The following is a 15,333-nucleotide window of genomic DNA, read 5'->3' on the forward strand; positions in this document are numbered from 1 at the left end:
AGGTTTCGCCGGCGTCCTCATGGCGGCGCGGGGCCGACGGATCGTGCCACCCAGTCCAGGTAGGCCGGATTGCCAGCGGCGACATCGACCGCGATGACCTCGGGGAGTTCATAGGGATGCAGCGCCACCAGACGGGCGGTCAGGGCCGGCAGCTGGTCGCGGGTCGTCTTGATGAGCAGCAGGTGCTCGGCATCCCGGCACAGGCGGCCCTCCCAGACGTAGGTGGACGCCACGCCCGGCAGGCTGTTGACGCATGCGGCCAGCCGCTCCTGGACAAGCTGGCCGGCGATCCGGCCGGCCGTTTCCGCATCGGGCACGGTGCAATAGGCGATCAGGACTGACATGGCGCATCCGGAAGGGGGCTGGGTGCCGGGTGGCAGCCGCGCACGATAACCGATCCGGTCGCCGGCTCGCACCGGCCCCCTTGAAAGCCGCCGGCGGGTGCCCCAAATGCCGCCCACCGCCGCCGAGGCATTGCCTTGCGGCATTGTCCGGCTAGAATTAGCACTCACCGACCCGGAGTGCTAACAACCGGGCAATATCAGTTTCCGTTCAATCTGTTGTCTTTCATCATCTGAGGGAGTCCCCATGAAGCTTCGTCCCCTGCACGACCGCGTGATCATCAAGCGCATGGAAGAAGAGCGCATCTCCGCCGGCGGCATCGTGATTCCGGACAGCGCCACCGAGAAGCCCATCCGCGGTGAAGTCGTGGCGGCCGGCACCGGCAAGATCCTCGAAGACGGCAAGGTCCGTCCGATCGCCGTGAAGTCGGGCGACAAGGTCCTGTTCGGCAAGTACAGCGGCACTGAAGTGAAGGTCGATGGCGAGGAACTGCTCGTCATGCGCGAAGAAGACATCATGGCGGTGATCGAAGCCTGATCGCGCCCCGCGGCGCCCGTGCGCCGCGCCGACAGCTCGAAACGATCCCCCATTCCAGCATTCCTTTTGAGAGAAAATTCCCATGGCAGCCAAAGAAATCCGTTTTAGCGAAGACGCCCGCGCCCGCATGGTCCGTGGCGTGAATGTCCTGGCCAACGCCGTCAAGGCGACGCTGGGTCCGAAGGGCCGCAACGTCGTGCTCGAGAAGAGCTTCGGCGCCCCGACGATCACCAAGGACGGCGTGTCCGTTGCCAAGGAGATCGAACTGGCCGACAAGTTCGAGAACATGGGCGCCCAGATGGTGAAGGAAGTCGCCTCCAAGACCTCCGACGTCGCTGGCGACGGCACCACCACCGCCACCGTGCTGGCCCAGGCGCTGATCCGCGAAGGCATGAAGGCCGTCGCCGCCGGCATGAACCCGATGGACCTCAAGCGCGGTATCGACAAGGCCGTGCACGCCGCCGTCGCCGAGCTGAAGTCGCTCTCCAAGCCCACCGCTGACGACAAGGCGATCGCCCAGGTCGGCACGATCTCGGCCAACTCCGACGCCAACATCGGCGAAATCATCGCCGAAGCGATGAAGAAGGTCGGCAAGGAAGGCGTGATCACCGTCGAGGAAGGCTCGGGCCTGGAAAACGAACTCGACGTCGTCGAAGGCATGCAGTTCGACCGCGGCTACCTCTCGCCGTACTTCATCAACAACCAGCAGTCGATGCAGGCCGAGCTGGATGATCCGTTCATCCTGCTGCACGACAAGAAGATCTCCAACGTGCGCGAACTGCTGCCGGTGCTTGAAGGCGTCGCCAAGGCCGGCAAGCCGCTGCTGATCGTCGCCGAGGAAGTCGAAGGCGAAGCGCTGGCCACCCTCGTGGTCAACACCATCCGTGGCATCGTCAAGGTCTGCGCCGTGAAGGCCCCGGGCTTCGGCGACCGTCGCAAGGCGATGCTCGAAGACATGGCCGTCCTCACCGGCGGTACCGTGATCTCCGAAGAAGTCGGCCTGCAGCTGGAAAAGGCCACGATCAAGGATCTGGGCCGCGCCAAGAAGATCGTCGTCTCGAAGGAAAACTCCACCATCATCGACGGCGCCGGCGACGGTGACGCGATCCAGGCCCGCATCAAGCAGATCAAGGCCCAGATCGAGGAAACCTCGTCCGACTACGACCGTGAAAAGCTGCAGGAACGCGTGGCGAAGCTCGCCGGCGGCGTTGCGGTGATCAAGGTCGGTGCGGCCACCGAAGTCGAAATGAAGGAAAAGAAGGCCCGCGTTGAAGACGCCCTGCACGCCACCCGTGCGGCCGTCGAGGAAGGCGTGGTCCCGGGCGGCGGCGTGGCCCTGCTGCGCGCGCTGCAGTCGCTCACCAGCCTCAAGGGTGACAACGAAGACCAGAACCACGGCATCAACATCGCCAAGCGCGCGATGGAAGCGCCGCTGCGCGAAATCGTCTCCAACTGCGGCGACGAGCCGTCGGTGGTGCTGAACAAGGTCCTGGAAGGCAAGGGCAACTTCGGCTACAACGCCGCGACCGGCGAATACGGCGACATGATCGCTTTCGGCATCCTGGACCCGACCAAGGTCACGCGTTCTGCCCTGCAGAACGCCGCCTCGATCGCCGGCCTCATGATCACGACCGAAGCCATGGTCGCCGAGGCCCCGAAGAAGGACGCTCCGGCCGCCGGCGGCCATGACCACGGCGGTGGCATGGGCGGCATGGGTGGTATGGACTTCTGATCCCGCGCCCGGAACCCGTTCCGGGCCTGATCGAAGGTGTGACGAAAAGCCCCGCAGCAATGCGGGGCTTTTTCTTTTAGGGGGCCGGGGCACTGGCCCCCTACCCGATGCGGGGACGCATGTGTCTGGCTACGGTGGAGGCACGAGGTGGCTTCCACGATGATCGGCCCGCGCGACGTCCAGGGTAAGCGGTGGTCATGTCCAGCGCTGGTCGCCGCCGGCCTGACCAGCCGGCTACCTGTGCAGAAAAGTCGGTCTTAGCCGACATCTCTATGCAAGAGCGTCCAGATTCCCCTAAAGTCGGCAATGTACGACTTTCGAGAGTACGACCGGACTGGAGTGCATGAAGTCGGAAATAACCAACTTGCCTGCCAGCGCCCGTCGCCATGCGCGGCGCGGAACGCTGCCGGCGCTGCAGACGCTCGCGGATCAGATCCGACAGGCACGGACCGCTACCGGTCTCACGCAGGACCAGCTGTCGCTGGTGAGTGGCGTGAGCCGTGACACCGTCATCGCACTGGAGAATGCCCGCCCCGGTGTTTCTCTAGGCAACCTGGTCAGCGTTCTCGGTGTGCTCGGGCTCGCAATTCGGCTGCAAGGAACGCGCTGATGCTAAATGTCATTCATCACGGCGTCCGGGTGGGATGCCTGACAACGGACGGACGGGAGCTCACATTCGCGTACTCGGCTGCATGGCTCGACAAGGCAGATGCGTTCGCGCTCATGCCCACACTGCCATTGCGCGAAGCGCCCTATCGCGGTGACGTCGTCTCGAGCTTTTTTGCGAATCTGCTTCCCGAAGGACACACCTTGGAAGCGCTGTGCCGATTGCAGCGGCTGCCGCGCGGCAATATTTACCGCATCCTGGAAGCCTTTGGTGACGAGTGTGCAGGCGCATTCGAGGTGGTTACCTCCGACAACGCGATCCCTCCCAAGGCACCTCACTATCTGCCCTATACCAAGGAGGCATTGGCGAGCGACCTGTCGTACTCTCGGGACCGTGTTCCCCTGTTGCAGCGCCATGGCGAACTTCGCCTCTCGCTGGCTGGTGCGCAGAACAAGATGCCGGTGTTCTACCGCGATGGCGAACTGTTCCTGCCGGCAAACGGTGCGCCGTCCAATTTCATTCTCAAGCCGGCGTTGCAGCCTGAGCGGATGTTTCCCGATAGCGTTGCGAACGAGGCAGTCTCGTTGCTGCTGGCCCGCGCAGTCGGCATACCCGTTCCCGACGCGTACGTCATCACGGATCCCGAACCGTTCTTGCTTATCCAGCGCTACGACCGTGTGGAGAGGGCAGACGGTGTAGTAAGGCTTCACCAGTTGGATTTCTGCCAGCTGACAGGGGTGCTGCCGGAGCACAAATACGAAGGTGACGGGGGGCCCGGGTTCAAAGCCGTCTTTGATGTCATCGACCGGCACAGCGAACTGCCAGCAGTGGATCGGCTTCAACTAGTTGATTGGCTGCTGTTCAACTTTGTCATCGGCAACGCTGATGCGCATGGAAAGAACGTCTCGCTGCTGTGCCGGCCTGATGGCAGATGGCGACTGGCGCCCGCCTACGACTTGTTGTCCCTCACGTATTGGCCGCAGCTATCGCAGAACATGGCCATGGCTATCGGTGGTGAAAAGCGACCTGCCTGGATCATGACGCGACACTGGCATCGTCTTTGCGACAGTATCGGATTGAATGTCTCGCAGTTGCGCCGACGGGCGCTGGCGCTTGCCGAATCGGCAACGCGCCAACTGCCAGGGATCGTCGATTCACTGGGTGGAGTGGCTTCGCCGCGCCTTGCGGAATCACTGCACAGAACAATCGAACAGCGTGCAGGGTGGCTGCACGTGCGGCTGACCACCGATGCGGGCTAGCCGCATCGGCAGCGTACGATGAATTTACGCACAGCGAGCCCGCAGCTGCCTACAACCTCACCCACGCATCCTGCCAATGCGTTCCCGTCCCCGGTGCGTAGTGGTAGGCACTGTTGATATTGCACCAGCCACCTTGCGGGTACGGACGGCATTGGTAGCGCTGGCCGTCGCTGCCCAGCACGATGGTCTGGCCGGCAACGTAGTTGCCGATGCCGGCGGGGTAGACGTAATCGACGTTTCCGCCGCCCGCCTTGCGGTGCGTGATGGCAACGGTACGGCTGTCGGTGGCGACGCCGTCGCTGACGGTCAGCTGCACCGTGACGGTCTGGTCCTGCGCCGGCGCGGTCAATCGCAGAGTCGACTGCGCACCGGTGGTGGCGGTCAAGGTCGCGTGGGCGCCGGCGACGATCTGCCACTGGAACGTCAGGGCCTGTCCGTCCGGGTCGCTGGAGCCTGCGCCGGACAACGCCACGTCACCGGCGCCTGTCACGCTGGTCGGGTTCGCGGACACGACCGCTGTCGGCGGTGTATTCGTGTCGGGTAGCCGGATATCGACCTGGTGGCGCAGGTTGGCGCTTGCCAGGGTGTAGACGCGGTTGCCGTTCGCGGCGCGCACGGGCGTGACGGTGCCTGCCGCATCAATGACGCCGATCCGCGCGCGTGTCGATTGCGCGTTGACCGTCTGCGCGACAAAGAACGGCCAGTCGGCCGCGGCGGCCTGGCCCGCGACCAGGGTATGCGTCGTGGTTTCCACGTCAGCGCCGCCGGCACTGAACAGGCGGAGGCTGATCGCGGTGCCGACCGGAAGCGCGTTCTGCGCGGTCAGCGGGCCGGCGTCGGTCCAGGTGGGATTGGTGCCGCCGGTGAACTCCACATCCGTACACGTATAAAATGCCTCAGTACTGTCGGAGCGTTGCCAGACGGTGTAGACGATATGGCGGCCGGTCAGCTGGGGCAGTGGGCAACGAAGGCGATACCTGTCGCCGTCGAGCGGAACGTGCCCCAGGCGGCAGAACTCGAACAGATCCGCCCATCGCAGCGGTTGCGTCGGCGACCAGCCGTGCCGTGTCACGTAGAAGATCCAGTCCTTGGTCGCGTGCGGTGCGGTTCCGCGAAAGACGAATTCGAAGGTGCCATCGGCGCGGGGCGCAATGCTCGTGGCTTGCCAGTCGCCGCGGGCGAGGTCCAGTCCGCGGAATGTCGGGTTGTTGCCGCTGCACAACTTTCCGTCCGGCACCACGGCCTGGTGATTGCTGTTGGCATTGGCCTGGTTGACGCCGTTCCAGTCGTAGAACGCCTGGCTGCCGCCCAGGTCCTTTGCGGCGCGGCACGCCGGGTCGGTCGGGTTTTCCGGGTTGTTGAGGAAGCAATTGTAGACCCGGCTCTCGGGAATGATCATCGACCCGTGCGACCACGCCGGCGACGTGGCGACGAGCGGCGACAGCAGCACGATGCGGGACATCCACCGTAGGAACGGAATGCGGTTCATGGGGCGAGCCTCCTCAAGGCGTTGGTGAGAGGCCGCCGGCGGACGAATGCCGGTGGCGTGTGGCGTGCTCCCCTGACGCCGCCATGACACGCCGGGACAATTTCCGCCACTAATTCCGAAGTGAAATATGGCCGGCGCGTGTGGCGGGCGCGATCCGTCCGCCCGCCGCGGACCGTGCCGGATGAGGTCGCCATGATCTGAATGGGGTACAAGGCGGCCGGTCTGGCACTGGTATTCGACCTGCCATGTTGCGCTGCCGCAGCGGCGTCTGTCCGCTTGTAGCAATACGGACAATGCGGCGTTGTGCCATTATCGGAATGGGGAATGTGTGCGTGCCCAGACACCGGCGGATGCCCGTGCCGTCGGCGGACGGCGCGTTCTTGTCACGTGGCCAAGGGGAGTCCGGTATGAACGAGGAAGGCAAGCCCGTCACTCGGCGTCAGTTCCTGGAAATGGTCGGAGCCGCCGGGGGCGCGGCAGCGGTGTACGAAACCATGGTGGCGCTGAATCTGCTCGCCACACCCCCGGCGTATGCCGGAGCGCCCGACACCAGCGGATCGCCCGGTGCAGGAAAATCCGTGCTGGTCCTCGGCGCCGGCGTGGCCGGCCTGACCGCGGCCTACCGGTTGCGCCAGGCCGGGTATGCGGTGACGGTCGTGGAAGCCTCCGATCGCATCGGTGGGCGCAATTTCACCGTCAGCACGGCCGCGACGGATCAGCGCAACGTCATCCACCAGACCGGGCGCACCGACCAGACCTGTCGCTTCAGCGGCGACCCGTCCACGCAGTACTTCGAGGCCGGTTGTGGCCGCATTCCCTATCACCACGTCGCCCTGCTAGAGCTGTGCCGCGAACTGAATGTCGCGCTCGAGCCCTACATCATGGAAACGCGCGCCAACCGTTTCCAGACCGATTCGGCGTTCGACGCCAAGGCCGTGGAAAACCGCCGGGTCGCCAATGACACGCGCGGCTATATCGCCGAGCTCCTTGCCAAGGCGATCAATCGCCAATGCCTGGATCAGGAATTGACGGTCTCCGAGCGCGCCAGCCTGCTCAGTCTGCTGTCCACATTTGGCGACATCTCCGACAAGTCTGACCCGCCCTACGCCTACAAGGGCTCCACGCGCAGTGGCTACGTCAAGGATGCAGGTGTCACCAGCCCGGGCCGGATGCCTCCGCCGCTGTCGCTGAAGGAACTGCTGACGTCCGAGTTCTGGAAACACCGCTTCTACCAGCCCGAGGACTATCTGTGGCAGGCCACGCTGTTCCATCCCGTGGGCGGCATGCGCAAGATCATCGACGCGCTGGTGGCCGCCGTCGGGCGCGACCACATCCAAACCCGCCTTCCGGTGACACGAATCCAGAATGGGCGTCGGAAGGTCACCGTGTGGTTTGCGGACAAGTCACAGCGCGAGGCCGACTACTGCTTCTCGACAATTCCCCTGCCGCTGCTCGGGCCGTTGATGGACAAAAAGTCGTTCCAGCCGGCGTTTGTCAAGGCCGTGGGAAGTGTGGAATTTGCAAAGACGTGCAAGGTTGGCTGGCAGGCGGCTGAACGCTTCTGGGAGAACCTGCGTACCGCCCAGGATGCCAACGGGCCGCAGATCTTCGGCGGCATCAGCTGGATCAATCATCCGATCACGCAGATGTGGTATCCCTCCTCGGGCTACTTCTCCAAGGGGCCGGCCATCCTCACCGGTGCCTACAACTACGATTCGCCGGGAAATCCGGTCGCCACGACATTCGGCGAATTGTCCTTGGAGCAGCGGCTGGAGGTGGGCCTGCAGGGCGGCGAACGCCTGCACCCGGATTTCCGCCAGTACGTGCCCGTGGCAACGGGCCTTTCCATTGCGTGGCAGCAAGTGCCCTACATCGGCGGTGGCTGGGCGGAATGGGACCGCACCAATCCGTCGCACAAGGAGGCTTACCGGCGATTGCTGCGGCCGGACCAGCGCTTCACGGTCGGCGGCGACCAGGTGTCCTACCTGCCCGGATGGCAGGAGGGCGCCGTCCTGTCGGCCTACCACGCGGTCGAGCTGATCATGGGCCGGACGGCACTGCGTGCGGAAGCCGAGCAGGAAGTGCTCGAAGCCCCGCACTCGGGCAGCGTGACCGGCGCGTACTGAGCGCTGCAGCACACCGTCGCCGGACGCGCAGTCCGGCGACGGCAAGGTACGCACGGCCCCCTCGCGGATCCATGCCGCGGCACCGTTGCCGTTTCTGCGCAAGCATGACTTCCGGAACCCACCCATTGGTTGGGTCTGACGTTGCAAGTGCGTTGAAGTGCCAGCCGAACGATACAGAAACTGCGCGAATCTCCCGCGCCTGCAGCCAGCGCGCGTCCATGGGCGTCCAATCAACGTGCCCGGCAGGGACGCACCACGGCACCGCGATCACCGATCGCACGGCGTCCGGCCCGCTTGCCGGACACATCGTTCGGAGGCTGTCATGAAAGCACGTTGGTTGGTGATGACGCTCGCCTTCTTCGCCGTTCCGGCCATGGCCGATACCGTCATCGATATCGAACAGCTCGCCAATGAGTCGGGCCTGAGCAAACGGCAGGTCAGCATGGTGCTTGGCGCGCGCAGCGCCTATGCGGAGTACCCCGCATCGTATACGTTGGTAAAACGCAAGTTCGAGGCGGCGGTCGGTCCGCATCGTTTCGCGCAGCTGGTGGCTGCCATGCGCAAGGCCCAGGAAAGCGGCGAAGCCGTCGCCGTGCAGGTACCCCGGCCGGATTCCGGTTCCTGATCCGGCCCGTCAAGGTCACCACACTGCGTGACGGGATGCCGTCGATGCAACCGCGCCCCTCGTGAAGTACCCGGGTTCGAGCAGCGTGACGACGTGGTGCGTCGATGCGCTGCTCATGCCCTCATCCGGCCGGTGTGCGTGACGGGCGCCGCAGCGTCCGCGCGATCGGCGGCAATGCCGACTCCGCCAGCAGCCAACGCCGCAACTGCTCGATCGCCGGATGATCCAGGCGATGGTCCGGCACCACGAGGTAGTAACCGATATTCAGCGTCAACCGCAGCGGAAACGGCGCTATCAGTACGCCTGCCGCGAGATCGTCGCGGGCCAGCACGCAGCGGCCCAGCGCGACGCCACGTCCTTCCGCGGCGGCCTGAAGCACGAGATGGCCGTCGTCAAAATGCGTCCCGCGGCCCGTATCCACGCCCGTGACACCCGCCTGGCGCAGCCAGTCGCGCCAGCCCGGCTGGCGGCCCACGCGCCGCATTGAATCGTCGTGCAGCAGCGGAAGATCCGCCAGCGCCGCGGGATCGACCCGCTTCCGCCGACCTGTCAGCTTCGGGCTCAGCATGGGCGTGAGCGCTTCATCGAACAGTTTCCAGGCGGTGAGGCCCTCGTAGGATCCGCCGCCAAAGCGGATTGCGGCGTCGACGTCGTCGCGATGGAAGTCCACCAGGGTGGTACTGGCGGTCAGGCGCAGATCGATGCCAGGACAGGCGCGCGCAAAGGATGCCAGCCGCGGCACCAGCCACTTCGCCGCAAACGAGGGCGACGTGCTGATCGTCAGTGCGCGTTGCGTGCTGCCGCGGCGCAGCACCTCCACGCCGCGGGCGAGACGTTCAAAACCCTCCCGGAAGTAGGCCAGTGATACGCGACCTTCGTCGGTGAGTTGCAGTCGTCGCGTGGTTCGCTGGAACAGGGCGACCCCCAGGTGCGTTTCCAGCCCCTTGATCTGGTGGCTGATCGCGGCGGGCGTGACGTGCAGTTCGTCAGCCGCCTTGGTGAAGCTCATGAGCCGGCCCGCGGCTTCGAAGGCGCGGAGGGAGGCCAGGGGCGGAAATGCGCGGGACATTGATGAACAGGCCTCATGAATTGGTGTGCGAAACATTCGTTTGCTGCTACTGCCTGCCGAGCCTACTGTGCACGGCAGGTGGCGCCAACCGGATGGCCCGGGGAGCACCATCATGAATTCCATTCACGAAATGAGGCAATACATGTCCACGCAGGAAACCAACGGCCACACACGCGCTGACACGATCGGCATTCTCGGCACCGGCCGGATGGGTGTGCGGCTTGCCGCCCTGTTCGCGCGTGTCGGCCATACGGTGATACTCGGATCGCGCGATCCGGCGCGCGCTGCGCGCATCGCCGAGGGGCTGGCACTGCCCGGTATTCGCGGTGGCCGCTACGACGAGGCGGCGGCGGCCCCGATCGTCATTCCGGCGGCGTTTGTGCGCGACGGGCTGTTTGATCTGCTTGAGACGCTGCGCCCGGCGCTGGAGGGCAAGCTGCTCATCGACATCAGCAATCCGTTCAATGCCACCTATGACGATTTCCTGTTCGACTGGAACACCAGCAGTGCTGAGGAGATCCAGAAGCGGTTTCCGCGCACACGCGTCGTGGGTGCCTTCAAGAATGTCTGGTGGGAGGTGTTCGACACGCCGCAGTTCGACGGCCAGGTGAGCGATGTCTTCGTCGTGGGTGATGACGAAGCGGCGCGGGCGCATGTCATCGCTTTGGGCCAGGGAACGCCGTTCCGCTACATCGACGCGGGTGCGCTGAAAAATGCGCGGACGGTGGAACGCATGACACTGCTGGCGGGCGAGCTCGGACAGCGCTACGCCTGGTTTCCACGCATGAACTGGCGTCTGCTGGGCGAAGCGTGGACGCCGGGCGTGAAGGATCCGATCCGCGCGCTGATTGCCCGGTGATGACCGCGATGAAGGACGATGCTCCCATGGATGGCGTCGACGCCATCGGCGACTGCCCGCCGTCGCCACTGGGAAACTACCGCGCCGTCGTGGTGCGCGGTTCTGTCGGCGCCGTCTCCGGGCAGCTGCCGATCGAGCACGACGTCGTGGTGTTTCGCGGTCGCGTCGGCAGGGAGCTGGACGTCCAGCAGGGCTATCGCGCGGCAGCACTGTGCGCCCGCAACGTCGTCGCTCAGTTGCGTCATGCGCTGCACGAGGCTATCGACCGTGTCGCGCTGACGCGGATCACCGGCTACGTGGCGTCAGCACCGGGGTTCATCGGGCAGGCCGCCGTGATCGACGGTGCGTCCGACGTGCTGGTCGCCGCGCTGGGCGATCGCGGCACGCACGCCCGGGCGGCAGTGGGCGTGTCCCACTTGCCGGCCGGCGCGGCGGTGGAACTGGTGGTGGAGTTCGTGCTGCAGTGAGGAGCACGCCGAGCGTCATCCGCCGAAATCGTCCGCAAACAAGGTGTCGTCGCCCTGCATCCGTGCGACGAGAATGTTTGACTGGCTGGATGAACAGTCCGGGTTGGTGGATCCGACCATCACGGGCTTTCCCTGCCAGTTGCTGAAGCGCGTGGGAAATTGTGACGGGGGCAGGCCGTTCCCGCAGGGGGCGTTGCCGCCGTAGGCGAAGAAGAGCGCGCCGTGACTGCCGAATTCGGTGTAGACGTGATCCTGCGCTGGTGCATCGCCCAGCTCGATGACGCTGACGTAGGTTCCCAGATAGGCGTTCTCCTCGCTGCGCAGCGGATCGGGTGATTCGGTCCGCGATGGGGTGCCCAGCGTGCGGACGGCGGCGCCGTACAGCACGCGACCATTCGCGATCGGAATGATCGACGCAGAGTACAGCTGATCGCCGATTGTCGACGGCCTACCGTCGACGACGGGCGTATCAGGCAGCGTGATCATGCTGTTGCCGGCCTCGCGCAGCACCAGCATCCGTGGGCGGTAGGGATCATCCGGTGAATTCTGCGGGCGGAAGCGCGCGGCCAGCGCCATGATGCCGTTGGGCAGCACGCGGCCGGCACCGACAAAGACATTGCCTGTCGTGCCGACGTCAAAACCCAGGAGTGCGCCCGAGGCCGGGTCCAGCTCGGCCTTGTACCAGGTCAGGGTATTGGGATCCAGGCGCCGCCCGGTGCCTGCGACCCATAAACGGCCGTCGACGCCGATCCCCGCGGCAGAGGCATAGTAGGTATCGAAGTTCGGCACACTCACGCGCCGGACGTCGGTGACGGTGCCGTTGGCCGTAAGCCGCGCGACGAACGGATCAAGCTGGCCTGCCGCCTCGAGCGTCACCTGGCCGGTAATGTAGATCTCGTTGCTGGCGCCCACGTTGATGTTGAACGGCACTTCAAGCAGGCCCAGACCGGTGATGTGCGCATCGAGGTCGAGCAGGCGCTTTCCGCCATCGCCGAAGCTGGTGTCAAAGCGACCGTCCTGCTGCAGCTTGACGATTTCGATGTTCCGGTCGAGATCCGTGCCCCGCACCATGCGCGCAACCAGGACGGCGCCACCGCCAATGCACGTGCCGACCAGGGCAGTGTCGGTCGTCATGGTCGGGAACACACTCTCGACTCCGTCGCCTGAGAAGCGCGTGTCGACCTGCCCGTTGGGCAGGAGGCGCAGCGTCGCCAATTCCGTGGTGCCGATCTGGGCCACCACATTCAAGGTGGATTCCGGCCCGGCGCAGGTTGCCAGTCCGCGGCTCTCGCTGTTGCCAGCGGTCGGCGGGTGATACGCCTTGACGCCTCCCGGGCCGAAACGACTGTCCAGGCCTACCGTCTGCGACCAGGCGGTCGTGGCAGCGAGACCCAGGGTGAGCAGGCAAAGGCGAGGCAGCATGGCGGAACCCGTCCGGATATGGCGTGTCAGTTCCCGCTCATGCGCAAATCCGGGGACGATTCTCCGGCGGCCGAATGCAAAGGCGGGTCAGCTGCCATCCGTTGCTCGCCAGGCAAAGCCCCAACAAGCGAAAGCCTGCGGCGCCACGTACCCACTACCCCTCCAAACGCTGGCTTTTCCAGCGTTCGGCCAGCCGCTTGACTCAAGGGGGCACCGAAACGACAAAGCGCGCCTTGTTCAGGCATCCCTGCCATCGGGTGCTGCGATGGGCAGTGAACGAAGGACCAGCCGTCGCGTCCGTCAGCGGTCCAGGCGGTCCGCAAAGATGCGATCGGAGTCTTCCCAGGCACCGATATCGACCGTTGCGCCTTGCAGCCGCGCAGCCCCTGCGATATCGACCGTGCCCAGCCCGCCGACCGGTGTATTGGTGCCGCTGTCGGTGACGGAAACCACTGGTCTGGCGAGGCTGTAGTCATACAGCGACGGTGCGACGAAGGGCAGTGTCAGGCCGAAGCGGTTGTTCTGCAGCTGCGCGCCATTGAAGGTATTGTCGTCAAACGCCGAACCCATCAGGTTGTTGCTGACCTGCGCCGGGTTGCTCGACGTGGACGACATGTATACATCGTAGCCATTGTCGGCCAGCGTCAGGTTGGTCAGGTGGACGACGGCAGAGCTGGAAATGTCTGTCGTGACGGCGTAGCGCGGCGCCCTGGCGACCAGGCTGTCGCCAAAAAGGATGCTGGCCTGGTCGCCCGCGTTGAGGGAAACCTCTGGCCCGGTGATGATCGTGCCGACCGGCGAGCCGGCATGGATGCGATTGCCCCGCGCGACGAGCGAGCCGTTCGTATAGGCCTCCAGGCTCAGGCTGCGCGGCCGTGCCTCGGACGTCGTGGAACCAAATACCAGGCCCTCGATGCGGTTGCGATCGAAGCGCACGGTGCTGTCGGCCCCCGCAATCACCCGCACCATACCGAAGACCTGCCGGCCGGGTGCATCGGCTGTGGAGTTCAGGACGGTGTTTCCCAGCATATGGCAATTGCGCGTTCCATAGCACCCGAACTGGATAACGGCACCGGCGATGATCTCCGAGTGCCCCTGGGCGATGACGCCGCGATTATTGATGAACTGGTTGTTCGACACGATCAGTGTCCCGCCGCCGCTGGCATCGGCGTGCAACGCGGCGCCGCGTACGGCATTTCCGGTGCTGCCAGTAAGGACGTTCTCCTGGAAAATGCTGCCGGTGACGGTGACCGACGCGTCGCCGTTACTCATGAAGATGCGCATTCCGGCACCGCCCTGGTTGCCGCTGGCGTTGACCTCTGCGCCGTAGAAGTGGAAGCGGTCCACGACCAGGGTTCCACCGGTCGGCCCCAGCCTGGCGGCGATCTGGTTGGCGCCGGGCGAGACGATGGTGTTCAAGGCACCATCGGCCGCCTGCGTGGCATAGCCATCATTCCAGCCACCGCTCATCACCAGCCGGTCGGTCGTCATGGTGAACGGGACGTTGATCGCTTCGTTATAGGTGCCCGTGTGCACGCGGACTTCATCGTTGCCGGCGCTCGCCAGCGCCGCATCGATGGCCCCCTGGATGGTGGTGTGCGTGCCGCCGGGGCCGACGGTATAGATCGCGGCTGAGGCCAGCATGGGCGCCAGGCCGGTCGCGGCGGCCAGCGCGGCGGCGCGTAGTTTGAGGTACTTCAAGGTCATGTTCGGAACTCCGCATAGGCCTGTCCGTCAGATACGCAGGACGGCGCCGGAGGCGGAAGATAGCAGGCACGCGGCGGGAAAGATCGGCGGCGAACCGCGGGAAACTGTCAACTTCCGGGACGGAACAGGGCCTGTCCCGGCCGGGTGTCCACTGATCGGGACGTCACGGCCGCACGGCGGTTCGCTCGCAGGAATCCCGATGCGGCTGTTCGTCGAACAGGACCCGCAACCCACGCGTCAGTGCGGCCGGAAATACAGTGTTGTGGTTTTCGTCCTCGAACACGTGGCTGTACAGCGCGAACGACGGCCACCGGTGCGCGCACAGCTGGCGGGAAAATGCGTGCAGGTCGGCCGCCATTTGCGCATCTTCATTCGCACCCACCGTCAGGAACACACGGGCGGACAGGTCGTCGCGTTCGGCATTTGCGCGTGCTTCCGCCTGGAACAGCCATCGATCGGCGTACCACAGGGAAGGACTGACGATCAGCCAGCGCTGGAAGGCCGCCGGTCGCGTGGTGAGCAGCCAGGCGCCAAAAAGACCGCCGTAGGAATGACCGACGAGCGTCCAGTCGTCCGGCTCGACGCGATAGCGTCGCGCCAGGGCGGGTTTCACCGTGTCCAGCAGGAAGTCGCGGAACGCCGGCCCGCCGCCGGAATGTTTCTGGAACGGCGGCCCGTAACCACCGTCGGGCCAGTGCAGTGGCGTGTAATCGCGCGTACGGGTGCGCCGGTACGCCGGATAGTCTTCGATACCACCCGGATAGCCCACGCTGACGACGATCGCCTCGGGCAGGTTGTCGCGATCGCTCAGGTGCTCCACGACATTGCGCGTGATGGCAAAGGCGTAACCGGCGTCGAGCGTGACGATGACCGGATAGCGCCGTGCGTTGCCCTTCTCCGCATAGCTGCGGGGCAGGGCGACGTCGATGACATAGTCGTGCTTGTTCGGGGCCGCTTGGAGTGGCCACCGTTCTGTCCGTGGCAGGCTGACGGAGCCGGCAAGCGCGGGAACGCACTGCGATAACGCGGCCGCCAGCGCGAATGCACGAAAGGCGCGTGTGGCCGTGGATGGTCCTGCCCGCATCGCGCCGG

The 15,333-nt window shown here is 65.1% G+C and carries 14 protein-coding genes; 8 read left to right on the forward strand and 6 right to left on the reverse strand.

Annotation, left to right across the window (positions count from 1 at the left end):
• Positions 1-17: 17 nt before the first annotated feature.
• The gene (gene cutA / locus N4264_RS03840) at positions 18-344 is read right to left on the reverse strand and encodes a divalent-cation tolerance protein CutA (RefSeq protein ID WP_261695756.1); all 327 of its coding nucleotides are present in this window, start codon (positions 342-344) and stop codon (positions 18-20) included.
• Between the two features lie 244 nt (positions 345-588).
• Between cutA and groES the strand changes: the two genes are divergently transcribed.
• From groES to N4264_RS03860, 4 genes are all read left to right on the forward strand, one after another.
• Complete coding sequence (groES, locus tag N4264_RS03845; protein ID WP_261695757.1) at positions 589-879, forward strand: co-chaperone GroES; 291 nt, start codon at positions 589-591, stop codon at positions 877-879.
• Positions 880-961: 82 nt separating this feature from the next.
• Positions 962-2,611 carry a chaperonin GroEL gene (gene groL, locus N4264_RS03850; protein ID WP_261695758.1) on the forward strand — a complete coding sequence of 550 codons (1,650 nt, stop codon included), beginning with the start codon at positions 962-964 and terminating at the stop codon, positions 2,609-2,611.
• A 343-nt stretch (positions 2,612-2,954) separates the two neighbouring features.
• A complete protein-coding gene (locus N4264_RS03855; protein WP_261695759.1) occupies positions 2,955-3,221 on the forward strand; it encodes a helix-turn-helix domain-containing protein in 267 nt (88 codons plus the stop codon).
• The gene (locus N4264_RS03860) at positions 3,221-4,477 is read left to right on the forward strand and encodes a type II toxin-antitoxin system HipA family toxin (RefSeq protein WP_261695760.1); all 1,257 of its coding nucleotides are present in this window, start codon (positions 3,221-3,223) and stop codon (positions 4,475-4,477) included. Before N4264_RS03855 ends, N4264_RS03860 begins: the two co-directional genes overlap by 1 nt.
• Positions 4,478-4,526: 49 nt before the next feature.
• On the opposite strand, the gene N4264_RS03865 is transcribed toward N4264_RS03860, so the two are convergent.
• Positions 4,527-5,966: a lytic polysaccharide monooxygenase auxiliary activity family 9 protein gene (locus N4264_RS03865; RefSeq protein WP_261695761.1), complete on the reverse strand. Its 1,440-nt coding sequence runs from the start codon at positions 5,964-5,966 to the stop codon at positions 4,527-4,529.
• Positions 5,967-6,373: 407 nt separating this feature from the next.
• Here N4264_RS03865 and N4264_RS03870 point away from each other — a divergent pair, with 407 nt between their 5' ends.
• Together N4264_RS03870 and N4264_RS03875 are read left to right on the forward strand one after the other, a co-directional pair.
• Positions 6,374-8,092 (forward strand): flavin monoamine oxidase family protein, encoded by a 1,719-nt coding sequence (locus N4264_RS03870; RefSeq protein WP_261695762.1) that lies wholly within the window; start codon positions 6,374-6,376, stop codon positions 8,090-8,092.
• 322 nt (positions 8,093-8,414) lie between these two features.
• Positions 8,415-8,717 (forward strand): hypothetical protein, encoded by a 303-nt coding sequence (locus N4264_RS03875; protein ID WP_261695763.1) that lies wholly within the window; start codon positions 8,415-8,417, stop codon positions 8,715-8,717.
• 121 nt (positions 8,718-8,838) lie between these two features.
• Here the strand turns inward: N4264_RS03875 and gcvA are convergent, their stop codons facing one another.
• A complete protein-coding gene (gcvA, locus tag N4264_RS03880; protein ID WP_261695764.1) occupies positions 8,839-9,786 on the reverse strand; it encodes a transcriptional regulator GcvA in 948 nt (315 codons plus the stop codon).
• Between the two features lie 112 nt (positions 9,787-9,898).
• On the opposite strand from gcvA, the gene N4264_RS03885 reads away from it, so the two are divergent.
• Positions 9,899-10,645, forward strand: a complete 747-nt coding sequence (locus tag N4264_RS03885) for an NADPH-dependent F420 reductase (RefSeq protein WP_261695765.1) — start codon at positions 9,899-9,901, stop codon at positions 10,643-10,645.
• 8 nt (positions 10,646-10,653) lie between these two features.
• Positions 10,654-11,112, forward strand: coding sequence for a RidA family protein (locus N4264_RS03890; protein WP_261695766.1), 459 nt, complete (start codon positions 10,654-10,656; stop codon positions 11,110-11,112).
• A gap of 15 nt (positions 11,113-11,127) precedes the next feature.
• Here the strand turns inward: N4264_RS03890 and N4264_RS03895 are convergent, their stop codons facing one another.
• The 3 genes from N4264_RS03895 to N4264_RS03905 all read right to left on the reverse strand — a co-directional run bounded on the left by N4264_RS03895 (position 11,128) and on the right by N4264_RS03905 (position 15,325).
• Positions 11,128-12,534, reverse strand: coding sequence for a hypothetical protein (locus N4264_RS03895; protein WP_261695767.1), 1,407 nt, complete (start codon positions 12,532-12,534; stop codon positions 11,128-11,130).
• 300 nt (positions 12,535-12,834) lie between these two features.
• The gene (locus tag N4264_RS03900; protein ID WP_261695768.1) at positions 12,835-14,241 is read right to left on the reverse strand and encodes a hypothetical protein; all 1,407 of its coding nucleotides are present in this window, start codon (positions 14,239-14,241) and stop codon (positions 12,835-12,837) included.
• 163 nt (positions 14,242-14,404) lie between these two features.
• A complete protein-coding gene (locus N4264_RS03905; RefSeq protein WP_261695769.1) occupies positions 14,405-15,325 on the reverse strand; it encodes an alpha/beta hydrolase in 921 nt (306 codons plus the stop codon).
• Positions 15,326-15,333 lie beyond the last annotated feature (8 nt).

The sequence above is a fragment of the Tahibacter amnicola genome, assembly GCF_025398735.1.
Taxonomy (GTDB): Bacteria; Pseudomonadota; Gammaproteobacteria; order Xanthomonadales; family Rhodanobacteraceae; genus Tahibacter; species Tahibacter amnicola.